The organism is Exiguobacterium sp. 8H, assembly GCF_902506255.1.
Lineage (GTDB): Bacteria > Bacillota > Bacilli > Exiguobacteriales > Exiguobacteriaceae > Exiguobacterium > Exiguobacterium profundum.
On sequence record NZ_LR733429.1, the window covers coordinates 95581 to 112239 of the forward strand.

Annotated in this window: 14 protein-coding genes; 11 read left to right on the top strand and 3 right to left on the bottom strand. The window is 42.7% G+C overall.

The genetic code is table 11. The annotated features are described in order from the left end of the window. The first annotated feature begins 41 nt into the window (after nucleotides 1-41). Both GVY43_RS00455 and GVY43_RS00460 read left to right on the top strand, forming a co-directional pair. Nucleotides 42-560, top strand: coding sequence for a VanZ family protein (locus tag GVY43_RS00455; RefSeq protein WP_159561934.1), 519 nt, complete (start codon nucleotides 42-44; stop codon nucleotides 558-560). A gap of 295 nt (nucleotides 561-855) precedes the next feature. Further along, nucleotides 856-2151, top strand: a complete 1296-nt coding sequence (locus GVY43_RS00460) for a murein hydrolase activator EnvC (protein WP_159561935.1) — start codon at nucleotides 856-858, stop codon at nucleotides 2149-2151. Nucleotides 2152-2182: 31 nt separating this feature from the next. On the opposite strand, the gene GVY43_RS00465 is transcribed toward GVY43_RS00460, so the two are convergent. From GVY43_RS00465 to GVY43_RS00475, 3 genes are all read right to left on the bottom strand, one after another. Further along, nucleotides 2183-2389: a hypothetical protein gene (locus tag GVY43_RS00465; RefSeq protein WP_159561936.1), complete on the bottom strand. Its 207-nt coding sequence runs from the start codon at nucleotides 2387-2389 to the stop codon at nucleotides 2183-2185. Nucleotides 2390-2431: 42 nt separating this feature from the next. Then, nucleotides 2432-3277 (bottom strand): GNAT family N-acetyltransferase, encoded by an 846-nt coding sequence (locus GVY43_RS00470; protein WP_159561937.1) that lies wholly within the window; start codon nucleotides 3275-3277, stop codon nucleotides 2432-2434. Between the two features lie 72 nt (nucleotides 3278-3349). After that, a complete protein-coding gene (locus tag GVY43_RS00475; RefSeq protein WP_015881046.1) occupies nucleotides 3350-4558 on the bottom strand; it encodes a dicarboxylate/amino acid:cation symporter in 1209 nt (402 codons plus the stop codon). A gap of 217 nt (nucleotides 4559-4775) precedes the next feature. Between GVY43_RS00475 and zapA the strand changes: the two genes are divergently transcribed. From zapA to GVY43_RS00520, 9 genes are all read left to right on the top strand, one after another. After that, nucleotides 4776-4997, top strand: coding sequence for a cell division protein ZapA (gene zapA, locus GVY43_RS00480; RefSeq protein WP_015881047.1), 222 nt, complete (start codon nucleotides 4776-4778; stop codon nucleotides 4995-4997). 8 nt (nucleotides 4998-5005) lie between these two features. Beyond that, nucleotides 5006-5542, top strand: coding sequence for a CvpA family protein (locus GVY43_RS00485; RefSeq protein WP_031421319.1), 537 nt, complete (start codon nucleotides 5006-5008; stop codon nucleotides 5540-5542). 67 nt (nucleotides 5543-5609) lie between these two features. Beyond that, on the top strand, nucleotides 5610-7304 hold the full coding sequence (gene polX, locus GVY43_RS00490; protein ID WP_159561938.1) for a DNA polymerase/3'-5' exonuclease PolX: 1695 nt from the start codon (nucleotides 5610-5612) through the stop codon (nucleotides 7302-7304). A 15-nt stretch (nucleotides 7305-7319) separates the two neighbouring features. Further along, nucleotides 7320-9674: an endonuclease MutS2 gene (locus GVY43_RS00495; RefSeq protein ID WP_159561939.1), complete on the top strand. Its 2355-nt coding sequence runs from the start codon at nucleotides 7320-7322 to the stop codon at nucleotides 9672-9674. Between the two features lie 13 nt (nucleotides 9675-9687). After that, a complete protein-coding gene (locus tag GVY43_RS00500; protein WP_159561940.1) occupies nucleotides 9688-10098 on the top strand; it encodes a DUF350 domain-containing protein in 411 nt (136 codons plus the stop codon). Between the two features lie 481 nt (nucleotides 10099-10579). Further along, nucleotides 10580-11389 carry a Dam family site-specific DNA-(adenine-N6)-methyltransferase gene (locus GVY43_RS00505; RefSeq protein WP_236548902.1) on the top strand — a complete coding sequence of 270 codons (810 nt, stop codon included), beginning with the start codon at nucleotides 10580-10582 and terminating at the stop codon, nucleotides 11387-11389. A 14-nt stretch (nucleotides 11390-11403) separates the two neighbouring features. After that, nucleotides 11404-13377 (top strand): ATP-binding protein, encoded by a 1974-nt coding sequence (locus tag GVY43_RS00510; RefSeq protein ID WP_159561942.1) that lies wholly within the window; start codon nucleotides 11404-11406, stop codon nucleotides 13375-13377. Further along, a complete protein-coding gene (locus tag GVY43_RS00515) occupies nucleotides 13370-14719 on the top strand; it encodes a hypothetical protein (protein ID WP_236548903.1) in 1350 nt (449 codons plus the stop codon). The genes GVY43_RS00510 and GVY43_RS00515 overlap by 8 nt, the downstream gene beginning before the upstream one ends. Nucleotides 14720-14884: 165 nt before the next feature. Continuing rightward, nucleotides 14885-16558 carry a DUF6119 family protein gene (locus GVY43_RS00520; protein ID WP_159561943.1) on the top strand — a complete coding sequence of 558 codons (1674 nt, stop codon included), beginning with the start codon at nucleotides 14885-14887 and terminating at the stop codon, nucleotides 16556-16558. Nucleotides 16559-16659 lie beyond the last annotated feature (101 nt).

Consider the following 16659-nt stretch of genomic DNA (forward strand, 5'->3'; position numbering starts at 1 on the left):
GAATCCGTATAATGAAAAACGTTGTAGAAAGGAACGGTGTTATGCGATTTTTAAAAAATGAATTTATATGGATTGCGCTTATTTTAATCGGACTCTTTTTATCAAGTGCGACGCCTTACTCGGACCAGTCTATCGTTTCGCCACTCGAGCGATTCAATTGGAGCTGGATCGAACCGACGCTAGCGAACGTGCAGTTCGACTATGCAGGAAAGGAAATCTCGCTCGATACGTTGGGGACGACAGGATTGATTGAGTTCTTTATGCGGAAGACGGCACATGTCGTCACGTTCCTCGTTCTCGGTGCATTATTCGTGAAGGCCATCTCGCGAACGAATCTTCATGCGGGACTGAACTTACTCTTCGCCTGGGCACTTGCGAACACGGTGGCGATTTTTGATGAGTATCATCAGAGTTTGACTCCTGAACGGACCGCGCTGTTAGAAGATGTCCTTTTGGATAGTACGGGTGCTGCCGCAGGTGTCATCTTATTCGGTGGGGTGTTATTACTTCGTTCGAAACGGAAAAATAGCAAACGGACCGGTTATGTTGCCTTAAGGTAGTCAAAAAAATGAATGGGTTACTATGTGAAAAGCGCTTTCTTGAAGTGCTTTTTTTCTTTTTAAAACTATTTTGTGACAACGAACCAAACAAAATATTGTCTATACCCACGTTTTTTAAAGGATAAAACGTAAATTAGGTCAATGTCATACGAATGAAATATAAGTGTAAAATAACTTTTGGTTTAGATTGCTATAATGAGTCACAGAGCGAACGAAATGTCGCGACTTATCTTATTAAAAAATAATTGCACGACTATAGATAAAAACTACACGGGAATCAGCGGAGGGAAGCACATTGGGTAACTTGAAGAAATTTGCAGCTACAGTCACTCTAGGCGCACTCTTGATCGGCGGAACGTCACCGACTTATGCAGCCTCACTTACAGAGAAGCAGAAGAAAGTACAAGAACAACGACAAAAGAATAGCAGCGAGCAGTCGAAAGCAAACTCTTCGATTCAATCACGTGAGCAAGCCATCAGCAAAGAGCAACAAGAGATCAACAAGTTAGATGCTGAACTCCAAGACGTCATCAACGATGTCGCTCAGAAAAAAGCTGAGATTCGTGCAACTGAAGAAAAAATCAAAAAGCTTCAAGCACAAATTAAAAAGTACGAAGCGAAAATGAAAGCACAAGAAGATCTTATGAAAGATCGTATGGCGACGATGCAAAAGAACGGTGGCTCGTCAGTCAACTGGGCTGAGTTCATCTTCGGTTCTAAAGACTTCGGTGATTTGATCACACGCATGATCACAGCTGGTACGATCCAAGAGAACGACCAACAAATCTTCGAAGAATACGAAGCAACGAAAGAAAAACTCGCGAAAGCGCAAGCTGATTTGAAAGCAGAGCGCGATTCACTCGTGAAGCAAAAAGAAGAACTTGAAAAACGTCAGAAAGAGCTCGATCAAAAAATGAAAGAGCGCGCTGCGAAAATCAAGAAACTTGAAGCTGAAAAAGTGAAGTTCGAATCGAAACTCATGAGCCTTCAAGAGATGGAAGATACGCTCAAAGCTCAAGAACAAGCGATTCAATCAGAAATCGAAGCGCAACGTCGTGCTGAAGAAGAAGCACGTCGTGCAGCGGCAGCAGCTGCGGCGGCGAAAAAGCAACAAGGTTCAAGCTCGAATAGCGGTTCAAGTGCTTCAACAGCACCGGTAGCGTCTACACCAGCAAGCGGTGGCATGTTCCAACGTCCAGCAAGCGGTCGCCTCTCACAAGGGTGGGGTCCAGCAAGCGGTGCGAACGGCTACTCGTTCCACAACGGTCTTGATATCGCAGGTCCAGTCGGTACACCGATCTATGCAGCACAAACAGGTACGGTCCTCCGTGCAGGTTGGGGTGGCGCATACGGAAACCATGTTATGATTGCACACGTGATCAACGGGCAAGTATGGACGACAGTATACGCTCACATGAGCTCGGTATCAGTTTCTGCGGGTCAACGCGTGTCACAAGGACAAAACCTTGGCGGCATGGGTAGCACAGGGAACTCGACAGGTTCACACCTTCACTTCGAGATTCACCGTGGCGGCTATTCGTACTCTTCATCGAGCGCGGGAAGCACAGTTAACCCAGCATCATTCTTCTAAACACAAAGACAGTGATCGACGAACGCGTCGATCACTTTTTTGTTGCCTGATAGACGATGAACGTCAAGAGTGCGGCACCGATGACGCTGAGCCATAGCGTATCGAAGTTTGGGTCATCGAGCATGCTCCGGCCCCCGAGGAACACCATATAGCCGAGTATCGCGAGCGTGACAAGTGTCAAAGCGGTCACTCGGATTTGTCGCGGGATACGTAGCCACCAACCGAATAATCTGTTCATGAAAAATCGCCTCCTCTATTAGTATAGGGGAGGCGATGTGTTTCATCTAGCGAATCGGACCCAGGCAGAGTCCATGATTTGTTGGTAACCGACTTCCCGATAGATTTTGTTCGACGTCGGGTTCGTCAAGTCAGTGTAGAGGACGCAGAATGATTTTGTCTCGAGTAACTGTCGGCTGAGATCGGCGACGAGACTTCGTGCATACCCTTTTCCTCGTGCACTAGGTGATGTGTAGACGAACGAAACAGTGATTCCGTTCTCGGTTGGACGTGCGCGTTTCGCACACGAGACGACCTGTCCATCGACTTCCCAAAAGACAGCTTCTTCCCTTTCAAGCATCGTCTGTACGGCTTTTGTTACTTTCTCTGGTGGAGATGAACGGAGACCTGATTCGGCTTCGAAGGCACTATACCAAGCCTCAAGCTGCGCCTGATCGGCAACCGTCGCTTCTCGCATCCTCCCAGTCGCCATGTCGATGTCTTCCACGCTGTCGAGGCGATAAAGACCTTGGGACATGAACATCTTGCTCGTCCCAGATGTAATCTCTTGCCACGCTGTCGCAAACCGTTCCGCCTGTTGTCGTTCCGATACGACTTCCGAGAAGGGGACTTCTTCTTTCAAAAGGTGGGGGATGATGAAAGACGGGAGAAGGTCCGAGCGCTCCTTCTTCACGACGATATAGTGAAGTGGATGCGGTGGTGTCACTTGGAGGATGGCGAGAAGCTCTCCGTCCTCTTCGACTGTGAACTGATGAAACGTTTCATAAATTCCTTGTTTGACGTTATTCAAGACGCCAATCATGAGGCTATTCTTTGCCTCCTCGTCGAGTAATGCCGTCATGACGCGGTCTGAGAAGTGATCAGGGTTCTTCCATTCCATCCATTCCATATGTATCTCTCCTTTATTATATGTAGACAAAAACGGACAAACCTGATGGCTTGCCCGTTTATAAGTCGTTCATTATGCGATATCTTCTTGTTTCGATGACGTGTTGTCGAGAAGTTTTGTGTTGTGTTTGAAGTAGTGGATAATCTTCGCGATGGCACCGTCACCCGTGACGTTTGTCGCTGTCCCGAAGCTATCTTGTGCCAAATAGAGCGCGATGACCAAGCTTTGCATCGTTGCGTCGAACCCGAGGATCGAGCCGAACAATCCAAGCGATGCCATGACGGCTCCACCCGGTACACCTGGTGCTGCAATCATCGTCACACCGAGTGCAAGGATGAATGGAAGCACGATGGCGTAAGACATCGGCATGCCATTCAAGTACATGAGCGCGACACCGACCGATGTGAGTGTGATCGTCGACCCTGACAAGTGGATCGTTGCCGAGAGCGGGATGACGAAGTTCGCGACACCTTCGTCCGTGTTGTTCAACTTCGCTTGGCGAAGCGTGACTGGAATCGTCGCGGCCGATGATTGCGTCCCGATGGCTGTGAAGTAAGCCGGCATCATCGTCTTGAGCAACTTGAACGGATTCTCTTTGTTGAGACCACCTGCGATTGAATATTGAATCATGAGCATCGTCAAATGAAGGACGATGATTGTGACGAAGACGAGCGAGAAGACCGATAGGATCTCAGCGACTTGACCAGCGTACGTCATGTTCATGAAAATTCCGGCGATGTGGATTGGAAGTAATGGAATAATGACTTTACTGATTAAGAGTTCGATGATATCGCGGAAATCCATGGCGAGGTCGAGTGACCGTTTGCTTTCGATCGCGGCAATCCCGATTCCGATGACGAAAGCTAAGATAAGTGCGGTCATGACACCGAATACAGGTGGAATCTCAAATTCCATGAACCCTTTCAACAAGGCTTCTTCTGGATTTTCGGCTCCTGTCGTCGACCGTGTCAAAATTTGCGGGAACAAGTTGCTTGTTGCAAAGTATGCTAATGTTCCGGCGATGATGGTTGATGCGTAAGCGATGAGTGCTGTGAGTCCGACCAGCTTTCCTGCTCCTTTTCCAAGTTCCCCGATACCCGGGATGATAAAAGCAAGAATAATCAATGGAATAGCGAAGCCTAAGAACTGCCCGAAGACCGTGTTGAACGTCACGAACGTCCGAACGATCCAGTTCTGACTTTCTGGTACGATGCTCCCGAGTAAAATACCGAAAGCGATCGCGATGATGATGCGACCTAAGAGGCCAATACGTAATTTCAAATCAATCACCCTTTCTGTTTGTTTGAATAGTTGATATTTTCGCACATTTTACGGAATGTTGCCACCTTCTCTTACAATTTTTCTAAAGAAAGACGTTTGACAACTGTTTAGAAGGGTATTAGAAAATGTTGTACATATCAAGGGAAGGGGCTTCTCCTTTTCCTAATATAAAAACGATGTTATGATTAATTCTGACAGACGTAAAGGAGGGGTGCGCGTGCAGTTACAACGAACAACGATTCACATTGCGGGTCAAGACTATACGATCGTAAGCGAAGAACCCGCTGACCATGTGAGGGAAGTAGGCTTTTTGGTCGACAGTAAGATCCGCGAAATTCGTGAACAATCCCCTCATCTAGATGCTCGTCAGGCAGCGGTCTTGGCTGCGATTCAAATCGCGAGCGACCACGTCAAAACTAAACGAAATATGGGAGAATAAATCAATCCATGGTTACGCTACTTATACTGTTTTTCTTGTTTATCGGAATCGTCAACGGCTTCCGTCGTGGCGCGATTCTACAGCTCGGCCATTGGGTCGCGCTCATCATCAGTTTTCTCGTCGCCAATACGTACTATAAAGAGTTAGCCGAAGCGTTCAAGCTGTGGATCCCGTATCCGTCTCAGCTCGACGGAACGCTCCCGGGTGGCGTGTTGGACCTCAATTCCCTTTCAGGGATTGAGATGACATTTTATAACGTCTTTTGGTTCGTCGTCTTGTTCCTCATTACGAAACTCGTCTTGCATCTCATCTTGGCGATGCTCGACTTCTTGACGGACTTGCCAATTTTGCGCCAATTAAAAGGTGTGATCGGAGCTGTCCTAGGATTCTTCGAGGCATATGTCATCACATTCTTCATCCTTTGGGTGATCGCGTTCGTGCCGATGGCGAGCGTTCAAAACGCCGTCGACAAATCGTCGCTAGCGACATATATCATTCAAGACACGCCATATCTATCGGATTGGTTTTCAAATAAGATGTTGTGACACGACAGGCCGGAATGCAAGCTAGTGCTTGTGTCTCGGTCTTTTCTGTGTGAAGAGGGGGAAGCATATGAATAAAGTAGAAGCGATGATGTTGCTCGAAAAAATCGCGCAATATATGGAGATCAAAGGGGAGAACCCGTTTAAAATCAATGCGTTCCGCAAGGTGGCGACAGCGCTCGAGAACACGAACCTTGAACTCGAGGACATCGACGACTTGACGTCCATCTCAGGAATCGGGAAAGGGACGGCTGCAGTCCTTGAAGAGTATCGAGACACAGGACGCAGTGAAGTACTTGAAGCACTGCAAGAAGAGATTCCGTTCGGTTTGATGAAGCTCTTGAAAATTCAAGGGCTCGGCGGGAAGAAACTTGCTAAACTCCGTGAAATCGGTGTCGTCGACTTGGAGTCGCTCATCCGTGTACTCGAAGACGGGACGGCTGCATCACTACCCGGTTTCGGGGCGAAGAGTGTGGAGAAATTACTCGCCGCCGCGAAGAACCTCGAATCACGTCCAGAACGATTGGCTTATGCAGTCATGCGACCAATCGTTGAAGAAATCAATGAGGTGTTAGAGAAGGAGACGCTCGTCTTGCGTCATTCGGTCGGAGGAAGCTTCCGCCGTGCCGAAGAGACGTGTAAAGACCTTGACTTCATCATCGCGACCGAGGAGCCGATTGAGCTACGTGAGAAGCTGCTCGCTTTGCCGTTCATCAACGAAGTGATTGCGGCAGGCGAGACGAAAGTCTCGCTCGTCCTCGAACGTGAAGAGATGGTATCGGTCGATTTCCGTATGGTCGAGCCAGGCGCGTTCGCTGCGACGCTTCACCATTTCACGGGATCAAAAGACCACAACGTCCGCATGCGCCAACTCGCGAAAGCAAAAGGAGAGTCCATTTCCGAATATGGGGTCGAGACAGCAGACGGATTGTGGCAACCGGAAACCGAAGAAGAACTGTTCGAACGGTATGGTCTCCCATTCATCCCGCCTGAACTTCGGGAGGGGCATGCAGAGTTCGAGCACGACTTATCGAAGCTCGTCACGCTCGAAGACATCAAGGCTGACGCGCACATGCACACGGTCTGGTCGGACGGGAAGTTGACCGTCGACGAAATTGTCGTGGCGATGAAAAATCGCGGCTATGAATGGATGGCCATCACCGACCACGGGAAGTATTTGACGTTCGTCAATGGCTTGACCGAGGAACGACTCGAAGCACAGGGGGAAGAAATCCGAGAAGCAGCGAAGACACATGACATGAACGTGTTACGAGGCGTCGAGATGGATATTCGTCCTGACGGGACACTCGACTATGAACCCGAGTTTCTAGAGACGCTCGACTACGTCGTCGCTTCCATCCATTCGAAGATGGACCAATCGGTCGACGAAATCATGGCTCGTCTGGAGAACGCCTGCCGTTCTCCGTACGTCAACGTGATCGCCCATCCAACAGGTCGACTCATCGGTCGTCGGGACGGTTATCCGATCGACGAGGACAAGCTGATCGCACTCGCTAAAGAGACAGGGACGGCGCTCGAGTTGAACGCCAACCCGAACCGCCTCGACCTGACAGCTTCTACGCTGAAGAAAGCGAAAGCAGCGGGCGTCAAAGTGATGATCAACACGGACACGCATCACCCAGATATGATGGCAGACATGGCCCTCGGTGTGTTGCACGCACGGAAAGCCTATCTCGAACCATCGGATATTATCAACTGCTTCACGTTTGAAGACGCCAAGGCGTTCTTTGCGGCGAAGCGATAGAAAGGAACATGCTAGATGGATCACGCGTTACGCGTATTAGAATATGAAAAATTGCGCCAACAGCTTGCCGGACATGCGGCGAGCTCGCTCGGGAAAGATTTGGCGCTGAAGATGCAACCGGACTACTCGTACGACCGGGTACTCTCGAATTTGAACGTGACGAAAGAGGCGACCGAGGTCGTCCGTCTTCGTGACCGTCTGCCGCTCGGCGGGTTCACGGACGTCCGTGCGGAAGTGAAACGGGCCGCAATCGGTTCTGTCCTCTCGACGAGCGAACTGCTCGCCGTTGCTGCCGTCATGTATGGCGGTCGCCAAGTGAAGAACTTCTTCGAGAAGCTTCATGAGGACAATGAAGAGATTCGCATTCCTCGACTTGACGAGTATGCGGACAAGTTGACGAAGCTGATTGAAGTCGAACAGGCGATTCGTCATGCGATTGACGACCAAGGAACGGTCCAAGATTCCGCGAGTTCACAACTCCGAGGACTTCGGACACAGCTCCGGAGCTTTGAAGGGAGTGTCCGGTCACGCATTGACAACATCCTTCGCAATAATGCGAAGATGCTCTCAGACGCGATCGTTACGATTCGAAACGACCGTTATGTCGTGCCGGTCAAACAAGAGTACCGCCAAGCGTTCGGTGGGATCGTCCATGACCAGTCGGCTTCGGGTCAGACACTCTTCATCGAGCCGCAAGCCATCGTCTCCATCAACAATGAGATTCAAGAAGTTCGCTTGAAGGAACGTGCTGAAATCGATCGGATTTTGAGTGCGCTCTCGAACGAGGTCGGTGGAGTGCATGATGCCATCATGACGAATATCGATGTATTAGCCGAACTCGACTTCATCTTCGCGAAAGTCGCTTACGGACAAGAGATGAAAGCGACCGAGCCGAAGTTGAACGACAATCGGGAGATCAAATTGAAGCAGGCACGTCATCCGTTCATCCCGAAAGATGAGGTCGTGCCGATTACGGTCGAACTTGGGGAAGACTATACGTCACTCGTCATCACCGGACCAAACACCGGCGGGAAAACCGTCACGTTGAAGACGATTGGACTCCTTCAGTTAATGGTGCAATCAGGTCTCTACGTGCCGGCAGAGTTCGGGACAGAGCTTTCCGTGTTTGACGCGGTCTATGCCGATATCGGGGATGAGCAATCGATTGAACAGAGTCTTTCGACGTTCAGCTCGCATATGACAAACATCGTCGGCATGCTCGACAAGATCGACTTCATGTCACTCGTCCTCTTCGATGAGCTCGGTGCCGGGACAGATCCGCAAGAAGGGGCAGCGCTCGCCATCGCGATTCTAGATGAAGTGAAACGTCGAGGGGCACGCGTCGCGGCGACGACGCACTACTCTGAACTGAAGGCATACGCTTATAACCGCGAAGGCGTCATGAACGCTTCGATGGAGTTTGATATCGAATCGCTCAGCCCGACGTACCGTCTTTTGATTGGCGTACCCGGTCGCTCGAACGCCTTTGAGATCAGTCGTCGTCTTGGACTGTCTGAGCAAGTCATCGACAAGGCACGTAGCCACGTCGGTAGTGATGCAGAGTCAGTCGAATCGATGATCAATGAGCTTGAAGCAGCGAAGCAACGTGCCGAGCAGCTCGAGCAAGAGCTCATCGTCAAGCGCCATGACTTCGAAGAAGAACAGGCGGCGTTTGAGGCGAAGATGACCGAATTCGAGCGCGAGCGCGACAACTTGTATAGCGCGGCCGAGGCGAAAGCCGAGAAGGCTGTCGAACAGGCGAAGCGTCAGGCGAACGAAGTCATCGACCGCTTGAAGAAGCTACGTGAGCAAGGAATCGTCAAAGAGCACGAGATTATCGCGGCGAAGAAAGAGCTCGAATCGGCAAAACCGACGCTTCAAGAGAAAAAGATCCAAAAAGTGAAACAAAAAGCCCAGCAGAAACGTACGTTCAGTAAGGGCGAAGAAGTGAAAGTGACGACGTTCAATCAAAAAGGCTACATCGTGAAACAAATCAACGACAATGAGTACAACGTCCAAGTCGGCATCATGAAAGTGAACGTCAAAGCGGACGACCTTCAGAAGATTGGACCTTCGAAAGAGAAGTCGCTTCAGTCGAAAGGCAGCTCGCTCAAACGACAGAGCTCGACGAAGTCCGAGCTCGACCTTCGTGGCGTCCGTGTCGAAGAAGGACTCATACGTCTAGACAAGTACATCGATGAAGCGCTCGTGTCTGGCTATGACAACGTTCGGATCATCCATGGTTTAGGTACCGGGGCGATGCGTCAGGCGACACAAGAATTTTTAAAAGGACATCGTCACGTGAAGAGCCAGCGCCCGGGAGGAATGGGCGAGGGTGGACTCGGTGTCACGGTCGTCGAACTAAAGTAAAGGGAGTCTGGGAATGGGTACGTTAACGTTTGCAGTGATGCTGGAGTCGTTTGGTCTCTATTCGATGGCGGGACTGATGATTATCGTCGGTCTTGCCATCTTCGAAGTGACGACGCCATACAGCAACTGGCGCGAGATTCAAAAAGGAAATATTGCCGTCGCCTTGGCAACGGGCGGGAAGATTGTCGGTCTCGCCAACATCTTCCGTGTTGTCGAGAGCTATCATGAGAGCACAATCGACATCTTCATCGGTGGAGGATTCGGCTTCATGTTGCTTCTCGCAACTTACTGGTTGTTTGAATTTTTGACACCGACTCTGAAGGTGAACGATGAGATTCAAAAAGGAAATATCGCCGTCGGACTGTTGGCATTCTTGCTGTCGATTGGGGTCTCCCTCGTCGTCGGCGCGGCATTGGTGAGGTGAAGACATGGTATACGAACGATTGGCTAAGATTTTGTTCATCGGGGCCGGGCTGTTCTTAGTGGCAGCGGCACTATGGTATATGTTTTATTGAGGAAATGAGATATAGCATCCTTAAAAGATGTTATATCATACATATGGAAGTAAAAAAGGTTAAAATAATTTGATTTTATAATTGGAAACTATGATTAGTTAAAGTTTAAAAAACAAATATTTCAGAAATTTAATATATCTAAAATAGAAATTTATAGATGTTTAAATTACAAAAAATGAATGTGGTAATTTGATTGAGCTTAATTTATTGACTATAACTATCTAAAACCAAAATCCGATATAGTGCACTTTTAAAACAAACTTATGGCTATTATGTCTCCATAGTAAAACCAATTTTTCATGAGTGAAATATCTTCAAAATCAGCAATATCACAATGAAACATAATGTAAATCATGTTAAAATATACAAAAAATGAGTAGGATGAAAATAATGACTAAAGCAATACCTTTTTTAAGATGGGCCGGAGGAAAAAGATGGTTAATTAATCAACATCATGATCTATTCCCTGTAGAATACAACACTTATTATGAACCTTTTTTAGGTAGTGGGGCAGTATTTTTCTATTTACAGCCTGAAAAAGCAATTTTAAATGATACAAACAAAGACTTAATAGATTCGTATAAAGCAATAAAATCTAGATGGAAAAGTGTTTATACTCTTTTATCAGAGCATCACGAAAAGCATTGTCCAAGTTACTATTACGATATTAGATCAACCAGCTATCATTCCTTAGAGGAAAGAGCAGCTAAGATGATTTATTTAAATCGAACTTGTTTTAATGGAATTTATCGAGTTAATAGAAAAGGAGAATTCAATGTACCTATTGGATCGAAAACTCAAGTTCTTTTAGATACCGATGATTTTCAAAATGTTGCTAGTTCATTAAAAAATGTCGAATTACTTAACTGTGACTTTGAAAAAATTATTAACCTCTCTAAAGAACAAGATTTTGTTTTTGTAGATCCTCCATATACTGTAAGACATAACTCTAATGGTTTTGTTAAATACAATGAAGTTTTATTTTCATGGGAAGATCAAGAAAGATTGGCAAAGTGTTTGATTAAAGCTAAAAATAGGGGTGTAAAGATCTTACTGACAAACGCAGCGCATCCATCTATAAGACAATTGTACGAGTCAGCGGGCTTTAACATTCAACATGTGTCTAGGTATAGTTCAATATCTGCAAATAAAAATAGTAGAAGTGATTATAAAGAATATTTAATTTCATGTAATCTTTGAAGGGGGAAATACTGATGAATAATATTGAAGAGTTGATTAGCGGTGCCTCGGTTAGTGACAATCCTTTAAATGTTTTAACTAATTTCTTAGAGGAACAAAAGCGATTTGAAGAAGCTAGACAGGTGGAAAACTTGAAATTCGTAGGTTATACTCTAGAGTTAAACTACGATTCCGCTAAAATCATCACCTCTGACCCGTATAAAATTGCGGTAGGGGGTATTCCTAGAGGATCATTTTTAATATTAGTGCCTAATAATTTCCGAGGTGTACCTGTTCATTTTACTTTACTAAGGGTTTCAGGTGTTTCGCCAACGCCCTTAAGTAATCATGTCCAACAGACATATTTTGAACTACATAAGAAATCAATGCCGGAACTAGATGTGTGGACGCAAAGTGAACTTCAGTGGGGAGCCTTAGACTGTGATGTAATGGGGATGTTTTATCAAAACCCCTTTGATTCAAAGAAATTAGAATTCTCAGGAGATGTAAATAATGTAGTAAGTGCACATCGTTATCAAGTATATTCACCAAATCAACAAATATTAGATTTGATAGTAAATGGTTTAGTAAAAAGAAATGGTCAATATCCTTTAGGTAATTTACGAACTACTGAATGTCTTTTAACTACTGATATGAATCAACAACCAGAAGTGAAAATATCAGTAGAAGATTTTAAAGGAACAAGAACTGCGATGTTTGGAAAGACTCGACTTGGAAAGTCTAATATCGTAAAACTAATTGCTGAATCAGTAATTAAATCTTCACAACAAGACCATAATGTAGGTCAAATTATTTTTGATATTAATGGGGAATACGCAAATGATAATCCACAAGATGGAAATACCTCCATTAGATCGGCATATAATGAACAATGTGTTGTGTATGCGTTAACAAAACGTCCCGGTACTGAATCAAAAGATTTACGTTTGAATTTTTATGAGAGTCCATCTTCATGTAAGGATATTATTTCTACTTTGCTAGAACAAGATAAACAACACGCAAATTATGTAAAAAGCTTTAACAGTGTAGTTATTCCGTCCATTGAAGAAATCATTGAGGCTGATAATAAGGACAAAGTAAGAATGATTCGTAAAGTGCAATTTTTTTGGGCGATTTTAAAAAAAGCAGGTTTTTCATGTGAAGATAAAAATCTAAAAGACTTAAAGTTGAAAACTAGATACACATACGATTTTAACCCAGGGTTTTCAGAAAGTAATCGAAAATTGATTTTTGGTGATAAAGTACCGAATCAACCCAATAGTATGCAAAGTCTAGTGGAAGAAATTGATGCACTTGCAACATACATCTTAGAGAACGGCAACTCGAATTTAAAATCATCATCGGGCAAACCTCTTTTAGATGCAGATGATGAGGCGTTAATTGCTTTCTTTAAACCTAAATCTGGAAGTGGTCCTATTATATTAAGAAACTATATTCAATATCACTCGAAGGACGCTACTAACTTCACTAAGGAAATTTTAGGATTTGTAGATGAAGGTAAAACTGTAATATTAGACTTAGGGAATGCTTCTGATAAAATTAGACGCTACTTCTCTGATTTAATTTCACAATCGGTCTTTACTCATCAAGAACAAAAATTTATTAACAATATGTTAGGTGGAAAATTTATTCAACTATATTTTGAAGAGGCTCACAATTTATTCCCACCAAATACTGATGATCATACAGGAATCTATTCAAGATTTGCGAAAGAAGGGGCTAAATTTCACATTGGAATGGTTTATTCTACTCAATCACCATCCACAATTAGTAAAGAGCTATTAGCACAAACTGAGAATTTTTTTGTAGGTCATTTATCTTCAAGTGATGAGACAAGAGCATTATCAAAAGTTCAAACAGCTTTCAAAGGTGTCGAAGAAGATATTCAAAAATCAAAAACCCCAGGGTATATGAGAATGATAACTATGTCACATAGATTTGTTGTTCCCCTTCAAGCAAATAAATTTGAAGTTAAGGTTGGTGAATAAATTAATGGCATATAATAGTACATCTAATTCTCCGTTTGAATATGCATCTAAACTGGGACATCTAGATGTCGTTGAAAGTGAGTGGGTCAAATCTTTAATTAAAGATTTTGAATCGAACTCTTATGAACTTTCACAAAGTGAAAAAGAGGGTTGGAATGAAGCTGAATTAGAGGCAGTAAGTAGTTTAAGACAATTTTGGGCAGTGGATGGATCATATGTAACTGTTAGTTCGAACGCAACTCCTGCTAGGGAGGTTGCTTTCGTAAAGGCAGGATTAATCTCAATTGAACAGTCAAAGCTTGATAAAATTGATAAAGAACACCCTCACCCAATTTTATTGAAAGACATTTTGTCAAAAAGTGCAGTTCATCATGCTACAGTATTTCCACTTAGAAACATCAAATCATCGATGGGTAGTAATTATAATGCTATAAGACATATTGTTAGAGACTCACTAAAAATTGATCAAAAAGGTGCTTATTTTGAAACTTTAAAATGGTTAGTCTATGAGAAATGGAGAGATCAACCTATCGTTTCTCCAAATTTTCAGTGTCCATATTGTGAAAATAAGATTACAGGTCTCAACCCAGATGAAGATACTAAGATATGTGAAGTTTGTAAAGGAGTGGTTTATTTAACTGATATCATTGGCTTTCACTTAGATATGAATGAGGACACTGCTCCAGAAAGTGTAAGTTCAGCATACATGATGATTGTAGAACACCTTATGTTATTTACAGCGATTCGTTTATTGTGGAGCCATAAAGATAAAAAGTTGGTCACGAATACCTTATTTATTAAAGATGGACCACTTACATTAAGAGGACAATATTCTAAGCTAGTTCCTTCCATTCGCAACTTTTTAGAGTTTGCTAAGTCTGAAGATAGACCAATTCATATAATTGGTCAAGAAAAGTCTGGTTTATTTGTCGATCACCTTGGTCAAATCTCTAAAGAATTAATGCCAATGTCTAGAGGAGACTCTATTTATTATTCTGTATTGACACATCAGTATATTAGAAATGAAGTTTATAGAACTCCCGATTTAATGAATTCGTATGGGAAAAGAACCAATTGGGGAGAGAAAATCTATGTAAAAACGGATCCTAACACTTGTATAGTATTAAATATTCCTACGGGGCATTATGTCAATAATGAGAATGGCCCAAATGAAAATGATTTGATCGGATTAGAAAGAATACTAAAAACTTTACCTGAAATTATTAGCCATCGATACACTAGCGCTCTTTTTCCGATAGAATTAGCTAATGGTATAGCATCAATGTCAAGCTATCCTTCTTCAAGCATTCTTCAAAGGTTTTTTGAGGAGAACACTAAATAGTATTTCTCACATTTATTTTATGAATATTAGAAAAGGGTATCATTTGCCATTTGTATATTTTAGCAAATGATACCTTTTTATAGTTTGAAAATCTTAAATTTACAATTGTTTCTACTTTTGATTCGTACATACCTTTATTCCACTTAAAATCAAGGGGGATTGTTAATGGATTTTAGTATATATAAACAAATAATTCCTAAAGAAAGTTTGATCAGAGAGTTAAAAGAAAAGGGAATGGTAAGAAAAGGTGAAACGCAAGTTCATACGAGCAAAATAATTATTGAAAATGAGCAACTATCAGTAAAAGTACATGTTGACTTTTTCTTTAAATTAGATAGAGAAGAGTCATCGGAGATTAAGTGGGCAAAGTATTGGGGCGAATATTTTGGCGATAACTCAAAACAAAGCAAGATAGTAGAATCAGCTTATGGAGTTATTATTACAGAGTTAGGCGGAAATCTATATGCTATTTCTCTCGGAAGAGGACATAGTTATGTCAATACTTCGGCTGATTTAGATTTTGGTTTTAATATCGCTGAAAGAGTTTATGATAATAATTCAATAGAAGTGAAGTCAGCTAGATTTTTGAATCAATCGAAAAGTAGAGCGCTTACTCAATATCACGCAGATTCATTCGTTTCTTCTGAAGTTGGGGAAAGTCATGAGTTAGTAGTAAGTAAAATTAAACTTAAGGAGAAGTACTCTAGATTTTTACTGTCTAAATATTCCGATAACATGAAATTTGGAACATCAGTAAGACTGAGTGTTAATTCATATGAACCAACTGAAATATTAGATATTATTCACGAATTAGATTATTTACTGCGGAATGAGAGTGCGGTAGGTGGGTTATCACGTATGATTCTTATTAAAGAAAATGAAGATAATTTACCGCTAATTTCAGATTTAAATCGACGTTTACTAAACTCAATTTTGAAGAAAGAAACGAATGTTTCATTATCATATTTTATGGAGGATAATGGTGAGGTTTTCATTAACCCAGAAAATGATGATAACATCGAAATAGTATATAAGAAAAGTTATGAGTTGGAGAGTTTTTCAATTGATTCCTTAGCAACTGCTTTAGAGGCACTAGAGTGTGAAGATATTTCAAAAGTATCGATAAGGTTAAACACAGAAAATACAACGAAAGTTTTTTTAATGAAATTAATTGATTATAGTATCGACTTTCGAGGAAAAACTTTTTGTCTTTATAAAGGGAAGTGGGCAAGCTTTAACAAATCATATATGGATTTTATCAACAGAGAAATCTCAAAAGTCAATGACTTTATTATTTACGATGAGAAATTTAATTTAAATGCATCGGTATTAAAAAAAGGAAGAAAAATTCAAAAGTTAAGTCCGCAAACTTATGACCAAGTAAAATATGCTGAATATCCATATAATATTTATTTAGAACATGAATTTGGTTATGAGTTATTGGATAGAAAGAATGACCATTCAAGTTTCAAGAGTGTTGAATTTGCAGATTTATACAATAGAGACGAAGAAGATTTAATACATGTAAAAATTGGTAATACAACAGAAATGCGCTATTGTATTAAACAGTCACTGCACAGTGCTGATATTTATAACATGAATAGGAAAGTGCTAGAAGAGTACAATATTTTGAATGTTAGTAATATATCAATGTTATTTATCACAAAAATACAAAGTATCATTCGAAAAGATGGAACAATAGATATATCAAAAATTAAATCTATATACTTTAAGATTGAAATTATTGAGTGGTTAACTAAAATTAGGTCTTTAAATTATAATCCTAAAATTATTATTGCACAAGATTTAAGAAATGATTTGACTAGCAAATCAAATTAATAATTGAAGCGCAACACTTCTTCGACCTCCCGTTAATCTTGGCGAGCGTATCTATAAGCTTGTCATGCCCGACTTTCGTGAAGTCTGTTCCTTTCAGGAAA

What these genes read in the sequence shown, in the direction of transcription:
- GVY43_RS00485 (WP_031421319.1), top strand. Translation starts at nt 5,006, where the DNA reads ATGGTTACGCTACTTATACTGTTTTTCTTGTTTATCGGAATCGTCAAC.
- GVY43_RS00505 (WP_236548902.1), top strand. Translation starts at nt 10,580, where the DNA reads ATGACTAAAGCAATACCTTTTTTAAGATGGGCCGGAGGAAAAAGATGG.
- GVY43_RS00465 (WP_159561936.1), bottom strand. Translation starts at nt 2,389, where the DNA reads ATGAACAGATTATTCGGTTGGTGGCTACGTATCCCGCGACAAATCCGA.
- GVY43_RS00495 (WP_159561939.1), top strand. Translation starts at nt 7,320, where the DNA reads ATGGATCACGCGTTACGCGTATTAGAATATGAAAAATTGCGCCAACAG.
- GVY43_RS00520 (WP_159561943.1), top strand. Translation starts at nt 14,885, where the DNA reads ATGGATTTTAGTATATATAAACAAATAATTCCTAAAGAAAGTTTGATC.
- GVY43_RS00500 (WP_159561940.1), top strand. Translation starts at nt 9,688, where the DNA reads ATGGGTACGTTAACGTTTGCAGTGATGCTGGAGTCGTTTGGTCTCTAT.
- GVY43_RS00455 (WP_159561934.1), top strand. Translation starts at nt 42, where the DNA reads ATGCGATTTTTAAAAAATGAATTTATATGGATTGCGCTTATTTTAATC.
- GVY43_RS00470 (WP_159561937.1), bottom strand. Translation starts at nt 3,277, where the DNA reads ATGGAATGGATGGAATGGAAGAACCCTGATCACTTCTCAGACCGCGTC.
- polX (WP_159561938.1), top strand. Translation starts at nt 5,610, where the DNA reads ATGAATAAAGTAGAAGCGATGATGTTGCTCGAAAAAATCGCGCAATAT.
- GVY43_RS00510 (WP_159561942.1), top strand. Translation starts at nt 11,404, where the DNA reads ATGAATAATATTGAAGAGTTGATTAGCGGTGCCTCGGTTAGTGACAAT.